General features: G+C 59.3%; 15 protein-coding genes, 2 tRNA genes and 2 pseudogenes. 3 read left to right on the forward strand and 16 right to left on the reverse strand.

Going from position 1 to position 16,765, the window contains the following annotated elements; translation table 11 throughout:
* Positions 1-3: 3 nt before the first annotated feature.
* From BVL55_RS07900 to BVL55_RS07925, 6 genes are all read right to left on the reverse strand, one after another.
* Entirely contained in the window at positions 4-579 is a 576-nt protein-coding gene (locus tag BVL55_RS07900) for a NuoB/complex I 20 kDa subunit family protein (RefSeq protein WP_075996428.1), read from the reverse strand.
* 47 nt (positions 580-626) lie between these two features.
* Positions 627-992 carry an NADH-quinone oxidoreductase subunit A gene (locus BVL55_RS07905; protein ID WP_075996429.1) on the reverse strand — a complete coding sequence of 122 codons (366 nt, stop codon included), beginning with the start codon at positions 990-992 and terminating at the stop codon, positions 627-629.
* 132 nt (positions 993-1,124) lie between these two features.
* Positions 1,125-1,838 carry a hypothetical protein gene (locus tag BVL55_RS07910; protein WP_156892470.1) on the reverse strand — a complete coding sequence of 238 codons (714 nt, stop codon included), beginning with the start codon at positions 1,836-1,838 and terminating at the stop codon, positions 1,125-1,127.
* A 451-nt stretch (positions 1,839-2,289) separates the two neighbouring features.
* Positions 2,290-2,365 (reverse strand) — tRNA-Val (locus BVL55_RS07915).
* 90 nt (positions 2,366-2,455) lie between these two features.
* Positions 2,456-2,532 (reverse strand) — tRNA-Asp (locus tag BVL55_RS07920).
* Between the two features lie 200 nt (positions 2,533-2,732).
* The gene (locus BVL55_RS07925) at positions 2,733-3,827 is read right to left on the reverse strand and encodes a YeeE/YedE family protein (RefSeq protein ID WP_075996431.1); all 1,095 of its coding nucleotides are present in this window, start codon (positions 3,825-3,827) and stop codon (positions 2,733-2,735) included.
* 771 nt (positions 3,828-4,598) lie between these two features.
* Between BVL55_RS07925 and folE the strand changes: the two genes are divergently transcribed.
* Complete coding sequence (gene folE, locus BVL55_RS07940) at positions 4,599-5,234, forward strand: GTP cyclohydrolase I FolE (protein WP_075996434.1); 636 nt, start codon at positions 4,599-4,601, stop codon at positions 5,232-5,234.
* Positions 5,235-5,279: 45 nt separating this feature from the next.
* Entirely contained in the window at positions 5,280-5,729 is a 450-nt protein-coding gene (gene hisI / locus BVL55_RS07945) for a phosphoribosyl-AMP cyclohydrolase (RefSeq protein WP_075996435.1), read from the forward strand.
* A 6-nt stretch (positions 5,730-5,735) separates the two neighbouring features.
* On the opposite strand, the gene BVL55_RS07950 is transcribed toward hisI, so the two are convergent.
* The 3 genes from BVL55_RS07950 to eno are packed head-to-tail and all read right to left on the reverse strand — an operon-like array spanning position 5,736 to position 8,634.
* Complete coding sequence (locus BVL55_RS07950) at positions 5,736-6,278, reverse strand: GNAT family N-acetyltransferase (RefSeq protein WP_075996436.1); 543 nt, start codon at positions 6,276-6,278, stop codon at positions 5,736-5,738.
* Entirely contained in the window at positions 6,278-7,354 is a 1,077-nt protein-coding gene (locus BVL55_RS07955) for a DUF2332 domain-containing protein (RefSeq protein WP_162841469.1), read from the reverse strand. The genes BVL55_RS07950 and BVL55_RS07955 overlap by 1 nt, the downstream gene beginning before the upstream one ends.
* A 5-nt stretch (positions 7,355-7,359) precedes the next feature.
* Entirely contained in the window at positions 7,360-8,634 is a 1,275-nt protein-coding gene (eno, locus tag BVL55_RS07960) for a phosphopyruvate hydratase (RefSeq protein WP_075996438.1), read from the reverse strand.
* A gap of 312 nt (positions 8,635-8,946) precedes the next feature.
* Here eno and BVL55_RS07965 point away from each other — a divergent pair, with 312 nt between their 5' ends.
* Positions 8,947-9,348, forward strand: a complete 402-nt coding sequence (locus BVL55_RS07965) for a lysozyme inhibitor LprI family protein (protein ID WP_075996439.1) — start codon at positions 8,947-8,949, stop codon at positions 9,346-9,348.
* Positions 9,349-9,358: 10 nt separating this feature from the next.
* Here the strand turns inward: BVL55_RS07965 and kdsA are convergent, their stop codons facing one another.
* From kdsA to tpiA, 7 genes and pseudogenes are all read right to left on the reverse strand, one after another.
* Positions 9,359-10,195 carry a 3-deoxy-8-phosphooctulonate synthase gene (gene kdsA / locus BVL55_RS07970; RefSeq protein ID WP_075996440.1) on the reverse strand — a complete coding sequence of 279 codons (837 nt, stop codon included), beginning with the start codon at positions 10,193-10,195 and terminating at the stop codon, positions 9,359-9,361.
* Positions 10,192-11,091, reverse strand: a complete 900-nt coding sequence (locus BVL55_RS07975; RefSeq protein ID WP_075996441.1) for a VOC family protein — start codon at positions 11,089-11,091, stop codon at positions 10,192-10,194. Before BVL55_RS07975 ends, kdsA begins: the two co-directional genes overlap by 4 nt.
* Before the next feature lie 132 nt (positions 11,092-11,223).
* The gene (locus tag BVL55_RS07980) at positions 11,224-12,597 is read right to left on the reverse strand and encodes a D-alanyl-D-alanine carboxypeptidase family protein (protein WP_205410854.1); all 1,374 of its coding nucleotides are present in this window, start codon (positions 12,595-12,597) and stop codon (positions 11,224-11,226) included.
* A 143-nt stretch (positions 12,598-12,740) separates the two neighbouring features.
* Positions 12,741-13,715: an NADPH:quinone reductase gene (locus BVL55_RS07985; RefSeq protein WP_075996443.1), complete on the reverse strand. Its 975-nt coding sequence runs from the start codon at positions 13,713-13,715 to the stop codon at positions 12,741-12,743.
* Positions 13,716-13,725: 10 nt separating this feature from the next.
* Positions 13,726-15,354, reverse strand: coding sequence for a CTP synthase (gene pyrG / locus BVL55_RS07990; protein ID WP_075996444.1), 1,629 nt, complete (start codon positions 15,352-15,354; stop codon positions 13,726-13,728).
* Between the two features lie 127 nt (positions 15,355-15,481).
* A pseudogene (gene secG, locus BVL55_RS07995) lies at positions 15,482-15,829 on the reverse strand (preprotein translocase subunit SecG); the annotation flags it as partial.
* Positions 15,830-15,978: 149 nt separating this feature from the next.
* A pseudogene (gene tpiA / locus BVL55_RS08000) lies at positions 15,979-16,742 on the reverse strand (triose-phosphate isomerase).
* Between the last annotated feature and the right edge of the window lie 23 nt (positions 16,743-16,765).

A 16,765-nucleotide genomic window follows, 5' to 3' on the forward strand; every position in this document is an offset into this window, starting at 1 on the left:
CTTCTAGCGTTCAATGGTTCCGGTGCGCCGGATCTTCTTCTGCAGCAACATCACGCCGTAAAGCAGTGCTTCAGCGGTTGGCGGGCAGCCGGGCACATAGATGTCGACCGGCACCACGCGGTCACAGCCGCGCACCACGGAATAGGAATAATGGTAGTAGCCGCCGCCATTGGCACATGATCCCATGGAGATCACGTAGCGCGGCTCCGGCATCTGGTCGTAGACCTTGCGCAGGGCCGGCGCCATCTTGTTGGTAAGCGTGCCGGCAACGATCATCACGTCGGATTGCCGGGGGGACGCACGCGGGGCGAAGCCGAACCGCTCGGCATCGTAACGCGGCATGGCCATCTGCATCATCTCGACAGCACAGCAGGCCAGCCCGAAGGTCATCCACATCAGCGAGCCTGTCCGGGCCCAGGTAATCAGTTCGTCCGTCGATGTGACGAGAAAGCCCTTGTCCGCCAGCTCGTTGTTGACCTCGCCGAAAAACGGATCGTTTGCCCCTGCCGGCTTTCCGGTCGCAGGATCGATGATCCCCTTTGCTTGGGGCGCAATGAGCGTCGTGGAACCGTCACGCATGGCTTAACCTGTAAGAACCGTTTCGTTGCAAAAGGCGCAAACCGTAATCAATCCCATTCCAGCGCACCCTTTTTCCATTCATAGATAAACCCGATGGTCAAAACCCCCAAAAAGATCATCATCGACCAGAAGCCGAACCAGCCCAGATCGCCAAAGCTCGCCGCCCAGGGAAACAGGAAGGCGACTTCAAGATCGAAAATGATAAACAGGATCGCCACCAGATAATAGCGCACATCAAACTTCATGCGCGCGTCGTCAAAGGCGTTAAATCCGCATTCATAGGCAGAGAGCTTTTCTGAATCCGGTGCCTGGTAGGCGACGAAGAAGGGGGCGATGGCAAGCGCCAGGCCGATCACCAGCGCGATGCCGAAAAAGATGATCACGGGAAGATAGGAAACAAGTAATTCCTGCATGTCTGGGCCTGCGCTTTGACAAATATACCGGTCGCGCGTGGGTTAGCCCAGTGACAAGAGCAAAGCAAGGGATAACGCGGCAATTCCCGTTATCAATTGGCAGCAATTTCCGGCCATGGCTTCCCGGTCCGGTTATTGCTGGGGGCGCGGAAACTGGGTAAAGCCCGATCCGGCGGAAATGCCGCCACACTGCACGAAAAGAAAACCCGCGGTGGAGGCAACGCCGCCCGCTTTCAGGCTTTCGCATTCACCCGCCTCAAGCAATTCCAGCCCTTTCTGGCGGATTTCCACCACATCGGCCATGGAAAGCGTGGGCCCGGCCTTGGACGGCAGGCTGGAAAGCCGCTTGTCTTTCAATTTGGCGGTCAGACGCTTTGGCGTTGCGGGCTTCGCCTCGGCCTTGGCAGTGACTTCGGCAGGTTTCTTTACAACTTCAGCTTCAGTTTGAGTTTTTGCCTTTGCATTGTCTGCAGCAGCTTTCCTGCCGGCCGACTCCGCTTTTACGCCGTTATCCGATGCAGTCTTTGTTTTCGGGGCAGCCTCCCCGCTGGCCTTTGCCGTTTTTGCTGATTCTTCTGCCTTGCGTTTTTCCTCGGCCAGCTTTTTGCGGCGGCGCTCGGCAGCTTTCTTTTTCGCAGCCTCCCGTTTCAGCCGTTCCTCCTCGGCCTTTTTCTCTGCCTCCACCTTCTTGGCAACCGACGGTGCCAGCGCAAGCCGGTCAACGGGAATCCACAATGCGACCGGGTTTCCACCCTGTGTCAGCCCGGTCAGGCCATATTTGGTTCTTGCCGTGGCAGCATCCATATAGCCGGTGATCCTGGCAAAGCCGCCATTAATCTCGAACACGGCAACACCCGAACCAGCCCTAGGCGCACCGCGGCTCGCCTGGGGACAGCTGGATTTTGGACAAAGATAGGCGGGCCCGGACTTCATCGCCCTGGCAATCGATTGAGCTGAAACCTCCCCGGAAACGCCAAATTGCACCACAGCCAGCACAGTGGCGAAAACCCGGAAGGAACCACGATTTGGTGAAGGTCTTTTGCGCATGCCAATCCCCCAAGCATCCAGTTTGCCAACGGCAAAATTCCTGCTCCCTTATGGACTGCAGAACCAAACCGCAGCAACCGCATCGTCCATAAACCTGACGGATGATGTCAGAACCCTGACAAAAACCACACCTCACGGCAGCATACGAACAGCAACCAACTCTTTGCCCGGACATAGCGGGTGGAATGGCGATCTTGCTGATGCTGTCCGGATTGCCGGCCTGCCGCGCCGTAGCCTGAAAAGCGAAGGCTGGTGGGCGCTGACGGGATCGAACCGCCGACCTACTCGGTGTAAACGAGTTGCTCTCCCAGCTGAGCTAAGCGCCCTTCCTGCAGCTCATGCACATAGAGCCACATCTTCCTGCTTTGCGCCATTTCGCGACAAGATCCGCAATTAAAACCGGACCCAAAACGAAATGGCGCGAGTGACGGGACTCGAACCCGCGACCTCCGGCGTGACAGGCCGGCACTCTAACCAACTGAGCTACACCCGCAAGAATTCGCGAGGCAGGTAACCCTGCCCCGAGGGTGAGCGTGGCTTACGGTTTTCACCTTTCGAAGTCAAGCGCAGAAAACCGGTGATCGGCAATTTTACCCATGCCGGAAATCTCCCGCGCAAAACAGCCATGCCGGCGGTGGAGCAGACGGTCGAAAACCACTGCGCAATCGGCCAAAAAACCGTGCCTCGAAGTGTTTATTCGGCGGGAGCGGGAACCGTCTTTTCGGCGGTGCGGCCTTCGGCCCTGCGAAGAATCAGGTCGGTCGCGGCACAAAAGGACATCATCGCTGCCAGTCCAAGCAGCGAACTGACCGCCAGCACCGAACCGCCGGTAAAGCCGGCACCGACCGTGCAGCCAACGGCGAGGATGCCGCCAAACCCCATCAGCGCACCACCGGCAAGATAGCGGACAAAATGCGGCGTACCGGTTTCTCCAAACCTGCGAAACTTGAAGCTGCGAAAGACAAGCGAAGCGGCAAAGGCCCCCAGCAGCAGCCCGGCAATCATGCCGGTATCCAGCGACAGGTATTCCTGTGCGCCGCCGCTTGCCAGATAATTGACCGCATTGGCCGAGGGCCGGGAAAAGGAAAGGCTTTCAATCTCGATCGGGTCGAAGACCTGGGAAGAAAGCTGATAGGTTGCATACCAGCCACCGGTGATCAGCGCGCCGATCAGGGCGCCGCCTGCTGCCTTCCAGGCAGATACGCGGCTGCGCAGGGCAGTGATTGCGGCAGCAGCCAGAACCGCGCCGCCAATCGCCAGGCCGGCATTGCTGTTTTCCAGAAGCTGCGCCACGTCATTGCCGCCCAGCAGGCCGGTATTGGCCAGGCCGCCAAGCCCATCGCGAAGGGGAACGAGGAAACCCTGATAGGTTGCCAGGGCCACCAGGGCGATGACGCCCGCCGTTGCCAGTGCCCGCAGGTTGCCGCTGGCGCCCAGCACCATCAGCCGGCTGGTGCAGCCGCGCGCCAGCGCCATGCCAATGCCGAACAGCGCTCCGCCTATTGCAGCACCTGAAAGGCTTTGCGGAGTGCGGAAGAAGCGGCTTTCTCCCGCCGCAATCCATCCGTTGTAGATTGACAGCTGGGTCAGGAAGATCGCGACCCCGAGCGCAAGCAACCATACCGGCAGCGCAGTTGCAGCCTTGCGGTCGATAATCTCCAGAATGGCCGAACGGGTACAAAACCCGCTTCGCTCAGCCAGAAACCCGAAGGCGAGGGCAAGAACAAATCCGGCCAGCGCAACGGTTGCCGGTTCGCCGATGGCATCAATAAAAGGAACGAAATCCATTACAGCACCTGTGGGATTTTCTTTGCCAGCGCCTGCAGCTTCATGCCTGCCGCGCATCGGCATATTTCATCATTGTCATGATACCTGCCGCCCGCCACCGGGCCGAAGATCGGCTTTCCACCTGCAGGCGCCGATGGGGAAAAGTTTTCTCTGCCAGCAGGCTTCAACGAAAACCGGTTGCTGCCCATGGTGAAATTGGCTGGGACGGGCGGCAAATGCCTCAAATGCGCCGCCTGGCCGCCGCACCGCGTTGTTGAACTTGCTGCCACTTTGCTTATATTAGGCGCGCCGGAAGCGCTGCTTCCGGAAGTCTGGTCACCGTGCCGGAAGCATGTTGCGCCGCAAGGCCTGCATGTGGAAAGCCCCGGAACCCGGCCAAAGCCGAAAATGGCTCCCTGTACCGGCATGTCAAATGCCGGAAAACGGGAACTGTCCATCGCTCCCGGCTGCGTCTGGTCCGATACCGGTCAATGTAGCCAGGTCATGGACTGACAAACAGGATCGAAATGGCGTTGGAACCGCAAGGATATGCAAGGAAAAGGCGGCAGGATGGGCTGGTGGCCCATTCAAGGCCTTTGACGCGGCAGACCGCAGCGGTTTCATCGTCCGGAGGATATGATCGATTTTCCCCGCTACTTCGTTGCAATCCTTTGAAAACCGGACGGTTTCCAACAGGCTTGCGCCTCGTATCGGGAAAAATCGCTTCATACCATATCGGCCCTGTTTATCAGTCCATGACCTAAGAGGATCGATCCTTTGCGGGAGACAAGCATGGACGCCATCATCAAGGATTTAAAGTCGCGCGGCCGCCGCAAGGTGCTGCCGAAGGAACACCGACCTTCCCAGGCTGAAGCCGAGGAAGCCGTTCGCACCCTGCTCAAATGGATGGGAGAGGACATCGAACGTGAAGGACTTGTCGATACGCCCAAGCGGGTTGCCAAGGCCTATGGCGAGTTGTTTTCCGGTTACGAGCAGAAATCCGCTGACGTGCTGGGCCGCACCTTTGAAGAGGTCGGCGGCTATGACGACATGGTGCTGGTCAAGGACATCGACTTCCACTCCCATTGCGAACACCACATGGTGCCGATCATCGGCAGGGCCCATGTCGCCTATCTGCCGGACGGCAAGGTCCTGGGGCTTTCGAAGATCGCCCGCACGGTCGATATTTTCGCCCGCCGCCTGCAAACCCAGGAAAACATGACCGCCGAGATTGCCTATGCCATCGACGAGGCGCTTGGGCCGCGCGGTGTTGCCGTGATGATCGAGGCAGAGCACATGTGCATGGCAATGCGCGGCATCAGGAAAATGGGTTCGACCACCACGACGACCTGTTTTACCGGTGCTTTCCGCAACGATCCCGCCGAGCAGGTCAATTTCATGACGCTGTTGCGGATGAACCGCGAGTAAGGCATTACCCGGCGGTGCAGATTTGATCCCGCCGGAAACACCACCATGACCGATTTCCCGCCGCCCGCAAAAGGTGCCGAACAGGAGGAAGGAGAAACCTTCCGCCCGAAATTCGATTCGGCAGGGCTGGTGACGGCAATTGCCTGCGATGGCGAAAGCGGCGAGGTTTTGATGCTCGCCCACATGAATGCCGAAGCCCTGCAAAAGACGCTGGAAACCGGAAAGGCGCATTATTTCAGCCGCTCGCGCCAGGTGATCTGGCTCAAGGGTGAAACCTCCGGCAATGTACAGATGGTCGAGAGCCTCGCTACCGATTGCGACCAGGATGCGGTGCTGTTGAAGGTCCGCCAGCAAGGCACGGCGGCGGCGTGCCACACCGGCAGGATAAGCTGCTTTTACCGCACCGTGCGGCAGGACGGCAAAGGCGGCTATGCCCTCACCCTGGATGAACGTGAAAAACGCTTTGATTCGGACAAAGTATACGGCAAGGAATAGACCTGCCTACTCCGCCCATAATTCCGGCCGCATCCAGAATTCCGGCAAAAGCAGGCGGCCCTCTTCGGCAACATCCCCATCGCCAAGCGGCAGGGTCTGCCAGGCATCCGACCAGTTTTGCGGCAATTCGTATGGCGGCTTAACCCCTGCTCCCGGCCGGAACCCGAACCTGCTGTAATAGGACGGATCACCCAGTACGAATACCTGCTTGACCTTCGCCGCTTGCAGCCGCTTCAATCCTTCTGCGATCATTGCGCTGCCAATTCCGCAGCGCTGATGGTTGGGATCAACGCCGACAGGTCCAAGCAGCGCGATTTTCCGGCCGGTTCCCTCAATACTGCCAAGCGTGAACAAACAATGCCCTGCCCCGGCACCTTCCCTTTCTGCAACAAGCGACAATATCTCCGCGCTGCTGGTCAGCATGGCACGAACAAGGGGAAGCAGGTCCTCTTCGGGAAAGGCTGCCGGATACAGCAATTCAAGCCATGCAAGATCCCCGGGCCTGCTTTCCCGGATTGCCGGTTTGGATTTGACTTCGCTGTTCGCCATCACGCTTTGGCCTGGCCGGGGTTGCGCCAGTCGATCCAGCTGCCGTGAAAGTCCACGCGGCCCAGTTCATGAACTTTGCCGTCAGGCCACAGGGTCAGTTGAAGCCTCGCGCCCGGCGCTTCGCTGCCGTCATTTTCCATCGATATGCGTGCCATCGGCGCTGAAGGGATTGCCCGCGCGCCATGTTCTGCCAACAGGGCTTCTCCCTGTTGTCTGGCCTGTTGGGGAAAATACTGCCAGGCGACCGTGTGTTGAAAGACCGTCACGACGCCCTCGGAACGGGTTTCGAGTTTCCGTTCAAGCCAGGCGATGGCATCGCCCTGCTCAATTTCAACGCCGGTGGTGCGCACAAGGCCGATCGCATTTCTGATCAGTGCCACCCGTTCCCTCTGGTCCGGCCAGATATAGGCCAACAGCCGCAACGCCTGAGCTTCATCCCTCACATCGATTGGCGCAAGATCACAGCCGCGGGCAGATTCGATGCTGACATCCGCCTTGACCGGAACATCGCCCTTCCATTGCGGCTTTAGAACCAGCCCCTCCTGCGGCCCGAGCATGAAAGCATCTGTCTTCAGTCCATACCGCCCAGCCATGAGATTTAGCCCGGCGCTGGCACCCAGTTCGCAGACAGAAAGAGGAAGCGCAAACCGGGCAGCGATGGCGTGATAGGCCGCAATGAGCGCCACAGAGCGGCGTACTTCGTTCGTCTGCGGTGCATTGGCCAAAAACGCGATGATTGCAGCGCTGTTGCGCTCCATGGCACCTGTCAGCAATTGCCACAGCCCGTCATCACAATGCTGCGTGTGATCGAAATGCGGAGGATAGTTTTCCGCCAGAACCGGATCCCTGCCGGAGATGACAAGATGGTTCAGCGCGCCGCACAATCTGAGTGCCACGCTGTCGGCCTGAATTTTCGGATCGCCCGGCCAGCCGAGCACATCTGCGCCGACCGGATTGCTTTCTTCAAGACGTTCGGCAAACAACCGGCACAACCGCGCAGTAAACGGCGAATCGAGCGCCTCACAGGCAATGGCCTGATCTGCAAACACCCTGCGGACCGCCTGCGGGTTTGCCAACGCGTTCAGCCTTTCAGAATGGACCGGCCGGCATAGTGTGCCTGATTGCCCAGTTCTTCCTCAATGCGGATAAGCTGATTGTATTTTGCCAGCCGGTCGGAACGGGCCAGGGAACCGGTCTTGATCTGTCCGCAATTGGTGGCGACGGCCAGATCGGCGATGGTGGCGTCTTCCGTTTCGCCGGACCGGTGCGACATGACGGCGGTGTACGCCGCCTTGTGCGCCGTTTCCACTGCATCAAGCGTTTCCGACAGACTGCCGATCTGGTTGACCTTGACCAGGATTGAATTGGCAACGCCTTTTTCAATGCCCATGCGCAGGCGCTTCGAGTTGGTGACAAACAGGTCATCACCGACAAGCTGGCACTTACTGCCCGCAAGATCGGTGAGCATTTTCCAGCCGTCCCAGTCATCCTCCGACATTCCGTCCTCGATGGAAATGATGGGATAGCTGGAGACCAGTTCGGCAAGGTATTTTGCCTGGGTTTCAGGATCGCGGCTCACCCCCTCGCCTTCATAGACGTAATTGCCGTCCTTGAAGAATTCCGTCGCCGCGCAATCGAGCGCCAGATACATGTCCTCACCGGGCTTGTAGCCGGCCTTCTCGATCGACTTCATGATAAAGTCGAGCGCATCGACCGCCGAACTGAGATTGGGCGCAAACCCGCCCTCATCGCCCACCGAGGTGTTGTGCCCGGCTGCTGACAGGTCCTTTTTCAGCGTATGGAAAACCTCCGCCCCCATGCGGACCGCCTCCTTCAGGCTGTCTGCACCAACCGGCATGACCATGAACTCCTGAAAGTCGATCGGATTGTCGGCATGCTCCCCGCCATTGATGATGTTCATCATCGGTACCGGCAGCAGATGGGCGTTGGCGCCACCCACATAGCGGTAGAGCGGCAGGCCGCATGCCTCGGCAGATGCCTTGGCAATGGCCAGCGAGACGCCGAGAATGGCATTGGCGCCAAGCTTGGCCTTGTTCTCGGTGCCGTCGAGCTCAATCATCGTTTGATCGATCGCCAACTGCTCCTCACTGTCATAGCCAACCAGTGCTTCGGCAATCTTGCCGTTGACCGCTTCCACGGCCTTTTCGACCCCCTTGCCCAGATACCGCTTTCCCCCATCGCGCAGTTCCACGGCCTCATGAGCGCCGGTTGAAGCACCCGACGGAACAGCGGCGCGGCCAAAGGAGCCGTCTTCCAGCAGCGCATCCACTTCAACGGTGGGATTGCCCCGGCTGTCCAGAATTTCACGGGCTGTCAGATCGATAATCGCAGGCATCTTGTTCTCCGGGCGGAAAGGAAGGCCGCGGCATTGGAAAATGCGGGCGCGGCATGGTCAGGATTTTGCTGCCGGATACAGCAAAGCCCGGCGTTAGGCAATTTGCAGCGGCCCCTCAGACGTACAAATTCCACAAAACCATCGCGGTATCGCCACAATTCGGTCCTTCCGCCTCCCCAATTCATGGTTAACCAGAGAACCATCAAGGGGCGAACGGGCTGAAAAGCCTGCAGCAAACGAAAAAGCCTCAATGGTCAAAATGGCCCGATCCGGGCCGAAAAGACCCCAAGGGAAGTGCAACAGGTGATAGCAATGGTTGATCTGACACTGAACAAGAACATCGCTGACAACAACACCGTTTCGCCGGCCGCCGTGCTTGGCCAGGCATTCCTCCTGCCGGCTGCCATTTGCGTGGCAGGGGTCGCCCTTTTCTGGTCGCTTCCTGCCGAGGCCCAGTCCTTCCCCTGTGCGGAGGCTGAAAAGCCGGCCGAATTCGCCGTCTGCAACAATGAGAACCTGCTCTCTCTGGACGAACGGCTCAGCAAGGTGTTCCAGTCTGCCTATGGGAAGGCCGGGACCGTGCCACAGCGCCAGTCGGTCACCAGGGAACACAATGAATGGCTGAAAGTCCGCAACGCCTGCGGCGCGGATTTCACCTGCCTTGACTTGCGTTATCGCGAGCACATCGACCGCATGTCACAACGCGGCGCATAGGCTGCCCGCTTCAACCCTTCACAATCTGATCAATCGCCATCAGTTGCTCCAGCAGGCCGCGCATATCGGCCAGCCTGACCATGTTTGGCCCGTCCGAGGATGTGGTGTTGTCGGGATCGTCATGAGTCTCGATGAAGACGCCGGCAACGCCGGTTGCAACGGCCGCGCGGGCCAAAAACGGCACCATAGTGCGGTCACCGCCCGATGAGCCGCCCTGCCCGCCGGGGCTCTGCACCGAATGGGTGGCGTCGAAAACGATGGGCGCGCCGGTTTCGCGCGCCATGATCGGCAGTGCGCGCATGTCGGAAACCAGCGTATTGTAACCGAAGCTTGCCCCGCGTTCGGTGACGATCACATTGGCGTTGCCGCTATCGGTGACTTTCTTCACAACGTTCTGCATGTCCCAGGGCGCCAGGAATTGCCCTTTCTTGACATTGATCACCGAGCCGGTTTTGGCTGCTGCCACCAGCAGGTCGGTCTGGCGGCACAAAAAGGCCGGGATCTGCAGCATGTCCACATGCTTTGCCACCACGGCGCACGCTTCTGCCGTGTGAACGTCGGTGATGACCGCAACCCCCAGTTCCCGGCGCAGGTCATCGAAAATGGGCATGGAGGTTTCCAGCCCCGCCCCGCGCGTTGCGCCAAGGGACGTGCGGTTCGCCTTGTCATAGCTCGACTTGTAGACAAAGCCGATGCCAAGTTCATCGGTCAGCGCTTTCAGACTGCCCGCCATGTCGAAGGCATGCTGGCGCGATTCAAGCTGGCAGGGACCGGCAATCAGCGACAAGGGACCGGTGTTGAAGAATTCGGTTTTGCCTACCGCCACTACGGCATTTGCCCCGCTCATTTTGCGGCCTCCTCAAAGGCGATGACGCACCCCTGCCCCGGGGCATGATCGACCACCACGCGCTGGGCAATCCGCCGGCAGGCAACCTTGTTCTTCCTGAGCAGCTTTTCGGTCTGTCCGAGGTCCTTGACCGCGACCGAGAAGGCGCGAAACCGCAGCCCCCGCCCATGGCAGCCGCTTTCAATGCCATACCAGGCGCCAAGCCCCTTCGCCGTGTAGACGGCCACATTGGCATTGGCTGCCTCCAGTTCGATGCCGAAGGAATGGGCATTGACGTCGCGCTGGTTGAGCACCTCCTGCAGGAAATACTGGAAGTCGCTCGGATTGGGTTCGCCCAGCGCAAGTTCGCTAATACCGATGGCTCCGTTTTCATGCTCTGCCAGTTTGCCGCGTTTTGCCGGCGGCGCCTTCACGCGCTCACAGGTAAAAACGAAGCTGTCGGGTGATCTGAGATCGGCAGCGAAGGCGAGCTTGAAGCTGGCCGTGCTTTTCTTGCCGCTGGCGCTTTCAAAGATGCGCGAGAATGTCAGCTTCCTGCCGCCGGAAATGCCCAGCTTTCGAAACAGCTTGTGATCGCCATCGGCATCTTTCGTTGCCAGCACGAAGGCTGAAAACCCTTCATCGCCCCTGCGAAAGCGGAAGGCCTGGTCGCGCGCGACAAACACATTGCCCTTGAGCGCCTGGGTCTCGCAGATTTCCCGTTTGTAAATCGCAAGCGGCTCCAGATAGGTGCCGTCTTCAAAAAAGACACAGGCGTTCTCGGTACCGAAGGGATGTATCGCGTCGGGCGCGACGCTAAAGCCCAGTTGCCCAAGGCGCTGCCGCGCCAGTTCAAGACCGGCAACTGGCAGGACGAGGTGGTCGACGCTGCGCGCTTTGCGGGGAGAAACTGCCATAAGTGAAAGTCCGCATGCTGTTGGAGAAACCGCCAGCCGGTTTGCCCGATCACGGCACGGTTGGCAAGGGAGTGACACCATGTAGGCTGTGGGTCATCGTGCTGTTGTGGTCAGGACCCTCAGCGATCCAAATCAATTCCCCTGATCTGAAGCCGTCACATTGGAAACAGAATCTGCCTCCTGATTGGGGATGGTGACGGGCGGGCGAACGGGTATGGCACTTGCTACCCCACCCAGCACCACCTTGCCGGTAACCGAAAGCGTGGCAGGCTGACCTTCTTTGGCATCCGCCGGCACCCTGCCTTCCGCTGCTTGCGGCTGCAACGGATTTTGCTCCGGCACGGCGACAATGGTTCCATCTTCAAGTTCGGCGCGCCCCTGCATGGTAACCTCACCGCTTTCAGCAAGGCCAATGGGCGGTTTTTCAATCAACAGACCGAAAGGATCGGGACCCGTGGCATTGCCGAGCGCAAGCGCAACCGGTTCCGGCGCGTTGACCGGGTCGGTGAAATAGAGCGCCTGGCGTTCCTTCAGCGTGGGACGCAGTATCGGAAAATAGTTTATAGCCAGATCTTCCCGTTCCAATTGGTCCAGCGTTCCATCGCCACGGCCGCAAACCGCATCGCTGATATCGACGGGCGCAACCGGCACATCGCTTGCAGGCCATTCGTAAATGTTGGGCAGGCCGTGAGCGCGTACCCGGCGCGAGGCCGCCGTCAGCAGTTCGGCAGCGCGCACGTTGCGTTCCCTGGCCGAACGGTGTCCCAGGACAACCGCGACCAGTTCGCGGCCGTTTATTCTGGCGCTGGCAACGATGCTCACGCCGCCAGCGCAGATAAAGCCGGTCTTCATGCCCGTCGTTCCGGCAAAGCGCCGCAGCAGCGCGTTGTGGTTTTTCAACCTTCTGTTGCCAACCTTGATGGCGTGAATGTCAAACAGGCCCGATTGCTCGGCAAACTCCGTCTTCAGGCGGATGGCCAGCAATGCCAGATCGCGCGCGCTGGAATACTGGTTTGGATCGTGCAGACCATGGGCATTGACCCAATTGGAATCCACCATGCCGATTTCCCGCGCATAGCCGTTCATCATGCCGGCAAAGGCGGCTTCGCTGCCACCTATCGATTCGCCCAGCGCGGTGGCAACGTCATTGGCCGATTTTACCATCAGGATCTTTAGCGCCGTCTCCACCGTCAATATGGTTTTCCACGGAAAGCCCATTTTCGACGGCGGTTCATTTGATGCCTTGGCCGAAATGCGAACCGGCGAGCGCAGCGTGATCGCGCCGCGGCGGATTTCCCGCAGCACGGTATAGGTGGTCATCAGCTTGGTCAGGGAAGCCGGAAACCAGCGGTCAGTGGCCCGCGATTGCGTCAGTACCGCACCGGTTCGCGCATCGGCGACCAGATGCGGTCCTGCACTTGCCGCAACAACCGCTAAGACGAGCAGCCAAAACACAGACAGCGCAGCAACGCTGATTCTGGCAGCCGTTAGGCAATGCAAAGCCATAGGGAAAAACCGGACCATGGACACCAACTCAAACCCCGACAAGATTGTTCCATGCCCCTGCAGCAAGGGTATCTGCAGAACGATCTTGGTTCAAGTGTGGCGAAAGATATCTGACAGATTGCCGCGACGGCCCTGGCAGCCGTTCAGCAGCGCAGCAGCACATTGCCCGTTGCCGTGCCTGATTCCACGCGCTCATGCGCTCTGGCAGCCTCGGCCAACGGCAGGACCGCATCAATCGCAATGTCGAGCCCGGCGCCCAGCGCCCTTTCCAGCCGATCCATGGCGGCCTTGCGCTCTTTTGCCAGCAATTCATAGACGACAAAAAAGCTGAGGCGATGGCAGTTGAACAGCGCCTGGCGGAAGTCAAAGGAAACCTGGCCCATCTCGTTGGAACCGTAGCCGATCAGCACCCCATGGGGTTTTAATACGCCCTGTCCCAGCAGCCTCGCAGTGGAGGAAAAATCCATGTCGATGATGGCGTCCACCGGCGCACCGCCATTGGCTTCAAGCACGGCTTTCGCAAGTTCATCAACATAGGGATCAAGCACCCTGTCGCAGCCCGCCTTGTCCGCCAGGTCGCGGCGGCGGGCAGATGCCGTGCCGATGACGGTAAAGCCCGCCTGTTTGGCCATCTGGCAGGCAAGATTGCCCACCGCATTGCCCGCACCGGTCACAAGAACCGCTCTTGCATCGGTTTCAGCGCTCAGCAGTTCGGCCGCATGGGCCGCCGTCATGCCGGGAATGCCCAGGCAGGCCGCCGCTTCCAGCGAAACGCCCTGCGGCAGCTTCACCGCCTGATCTGCCGGCAGGGCGGCATATTCCGCCGCCGTACCGTCAGGGCGCTGCCAGGCCGCATTCCAGGTCCATACACGTTCGCCAATGCGGGAAACATCAACCCCCTCGCCCACCGCCTCAACCGTGCCGGAACCGTCGGAATGGGGGATTTGATAGGCGCCAGCCAGCGGCCGCGCTGCGCGCGATTTCACATCGGACGGATTGACCCCGGAAAAGGCGAGCTCCACCAGCACTTCGCCAGCCTCTGGGATTGGTTTTGGTTTTTCGCCAATCTCGATGACCTCGCCGGCCGGGCCGTTACGCGTATAGAAAGCAGCTTTCATCAGCCCCGCCCTATACCAGCCGCGCCAGTTTGACCGCCGCGCCGATAAAGCTGGCAAACAGCGGATGGGGTTCAAACGGCCGCGATTTCAGTTCCGGATGATACTGAACACCGATGAACCAGGGATGGTCGGGATATTCCACCGTTTCCGGCAATACCCCATCTGGTGACATGCCGGCGAAGACAAGGCCCGCTTTCTCCAGTGTGTCCTTGTAGTCGACATTGACCTCATAGCGATGGCGGTGGCGCTCGGAAATCTCCGTAGCATCGTATATTTCGGCAATGCGCGAACCCTCGCTAAGAACGTTCTTGTAGGCGCCGAGCCGCATCGTTCCACCCAGATCGCCGGAAGCCTTGCGCTTTTCCAGCATGTTGCCTTTCAGCCATTCAGTCATCAGGCCGACAACCGGCTCTTTCGTTTCGCCGAACTCCGTTGATGACGCCCCTTCGATGCCGGCCAGATTGCGCGCGGCCTCGATACACGCCATCTGCATGCCGAAACAGATGCCGAAATAGGGAATTTCCTTTTCCCGGGCATATTGCGCCGCCTTGATCTTGCCTTCCGCCCCGCGTTCGCCGAAACCGCCCGGCACCAGAATGCCATGAACCTTCTCAAGATAGGGCGCCGGATCGTTCTCTTCGAACACCTGGGCCTCGATCCATTCAAGGCGGACCTTCACCCGGTTTGCCATGCCGCCGTGATGCAGCGCCTCCATCAGCGATTTATAGGCATCCAGCAGGCCGGTATATTTGCCGACAACGGCAATCGTCACCGTGCCTTCGGGATTGTGCACCCGGTCGGCAACCTCTTCCCAGCGCTCCATGCGCGGCTTGGGCGCCGGATCGATACCGAAGGCCGCCAGCACTTCAGCATCCAGCCCTTCCTTGTGGTAGGTCATCGGGATGTCATAGATGTTCTTCACATCCAGCGCCTGGATCACTGCAGACGGGCGCACATTGCAGAACAGCGACAGCTTGCGGCGCTCGTCTTCGGGGATTTCCCGGTCAGCGCGCACCAGAAGAATATCCGGAGCAATGCCGATCGAGCGCAATTCCTTGACCGAGTGCTGGGTCGGCTTGGTCTTCAATTCGCCCGCCGCCGCAATCCACGGCATCAGCGTCAAATGCACATAAACCGCATTGTTGCGTGGCAGATCATTGCCGAGCTGACGGATTGCCTCGAAAAACGGCAGCGCCTCGATGTCGCCCACCGTTCCGCCGATCTCGCACAGCACGAAATCGAAATCGTCATTGCCGTCGATGACGAATTCCTTGATCGCATTCGTCACATGCGGGATCACCTGAACGGTCGCGCCGAGATAGTCTCCGCGCCGTTCCTTCTCGATGATCTGCTGGTAAATGCGGCCAGTGGTGATGTTGTCCTGGCCATTGGCCGAACGCCCGGTAAAACGTTCATAGTGGCCTAGATCGAGATCGGTCTCGGCGCCGTCATCGGTAACGAACACCTCGCCATGCTGATACGGGCTCATCGTGCCCGGGTCGACATTGAGATAGGGATCGAGTTTTTTCAGCCGCACACGATAGCCGCGTGCCTGCAGGAGGGCTCCAAGAGCCGCCGATGCGATGCCTTTTCCGAGGGAGGAAACCACGCCGCCTGTGATGAATACATATCGCGCCATGGGAGTCAGGGCTTAACCCGAGTCTTCAGATTCGCAAAGCGGAAATTCCGCACAACGTCCTTTTTCACAGAAAAACGCCCGGCCAATTGACCGGGCATCTTCGAATTTTTCCTGTCAAAAGCCGTTACTGGCTTGAGGGCGCTGCCGGTTCGCCGCTTTCAGGCTGTTTTTCCGATTCCGGCGTGATCGCATCAAGGATCGAACCGCCATCCTGGGTTTCGACCGGGACCTGATCGAGAATATCGGCAGAGCCGCCGCTTACCTTGGCATAGATGCCAAGCCCGACGGAGGTGGCAAAAAAAGCTGCCGCCAGGATCGAGGTCGTGCGGGTCAGCGCATTGGCAGCACCGCGCGCCGACATGAAGCCGCCACCGCCGCCAATGCCAAGCGCACCGCCTTCCGAGCGCTGCAACAGCACCACGATAACAAGGGCAACGACCACCATCAGGTGGATGACGATCAGAACGGTTTCCATTGGAGTTTCCTCGGGGGAAGTTTCCTGCAGTCCGCACCCATAAGGTTCGATGCGGCCAATCGGTTTGCGCCTATCTAAAGACAGAAGCGGCAAGTTTCAAGTGCGCCGGCACGCGGTTGTTCATACCCGCCTGCGGCTGGCAATTGCCGTCAGATTTCAAGATAGGCCGCAGCAATGCCAAGCAGGTCTTCGGCTTTAAGGCTTGCCCCGCCCACCAGGGCTCCGTCCACATTTGCAACCGCCATCAGTTCCCTTGCATTGCCGGGCTTTACCGAGCCGCCGTAAAGCAGCCGGATGGACTTGCCCGCTTCGTTGTAACGGCTGACGAGCTCCGAGCGGATAAAGGCATGGGCTTCGGCAACATCTTCAGCTGTGGGTGTCAGCCCGGTGCCGATCGCCCAGACCGGCTCATAGGCCATCACCAACTCGCCCTGCTCCCAGGCATCAGGCAAGGAGCCGGCAAGCTGTTCCTTCAGCACATCAAGGGTCTTTCCCCCTTGCGCTCGTCTTCCGTCTCGCCGATGCACACAATGGTCTGTAGCCCCTGGCCAAGCCCCGCCACCGCCTTTTCGCGCACCACGGCGCTGGTTTCCCCATGGTCTGCACGGCGCTCAGAATGGCCGACAATGACCGCACTGCCGCCTGCATCGGCGATCATCTCGGCGGATATATCGCCGGTATGGGCTCCGCAAGCCTTTGCATGACAGTCCTGTGCACCGGTTTTAAGCCTGCCGTTGCTTGCCACTTCACCGGCCTGAAACAATAGCGTTGCCGGAACGCAGACCAGCATATCGATCTTCTCCTGAAGATCCGGCCCGTAACCGGTGTTCATGGCGCTCAATTCGGCAAGGCTCGCGGAGGTACCGTTCATCTTCCAGTTTCCCGCCACAAGCGGCTTGATGCCAGGTGTCATGAGATCATTCCTTCCGGGTATAA

This window comes from Salaquimonas pukyongi, assembly GCF_001953055.1.
GTDB lineage: Bacteria > Pseudomonadota > Alphaproteobacteria > Rhizobiales > Rhizobiaceae > Salaquimonas > Salaquimonas pukyongi.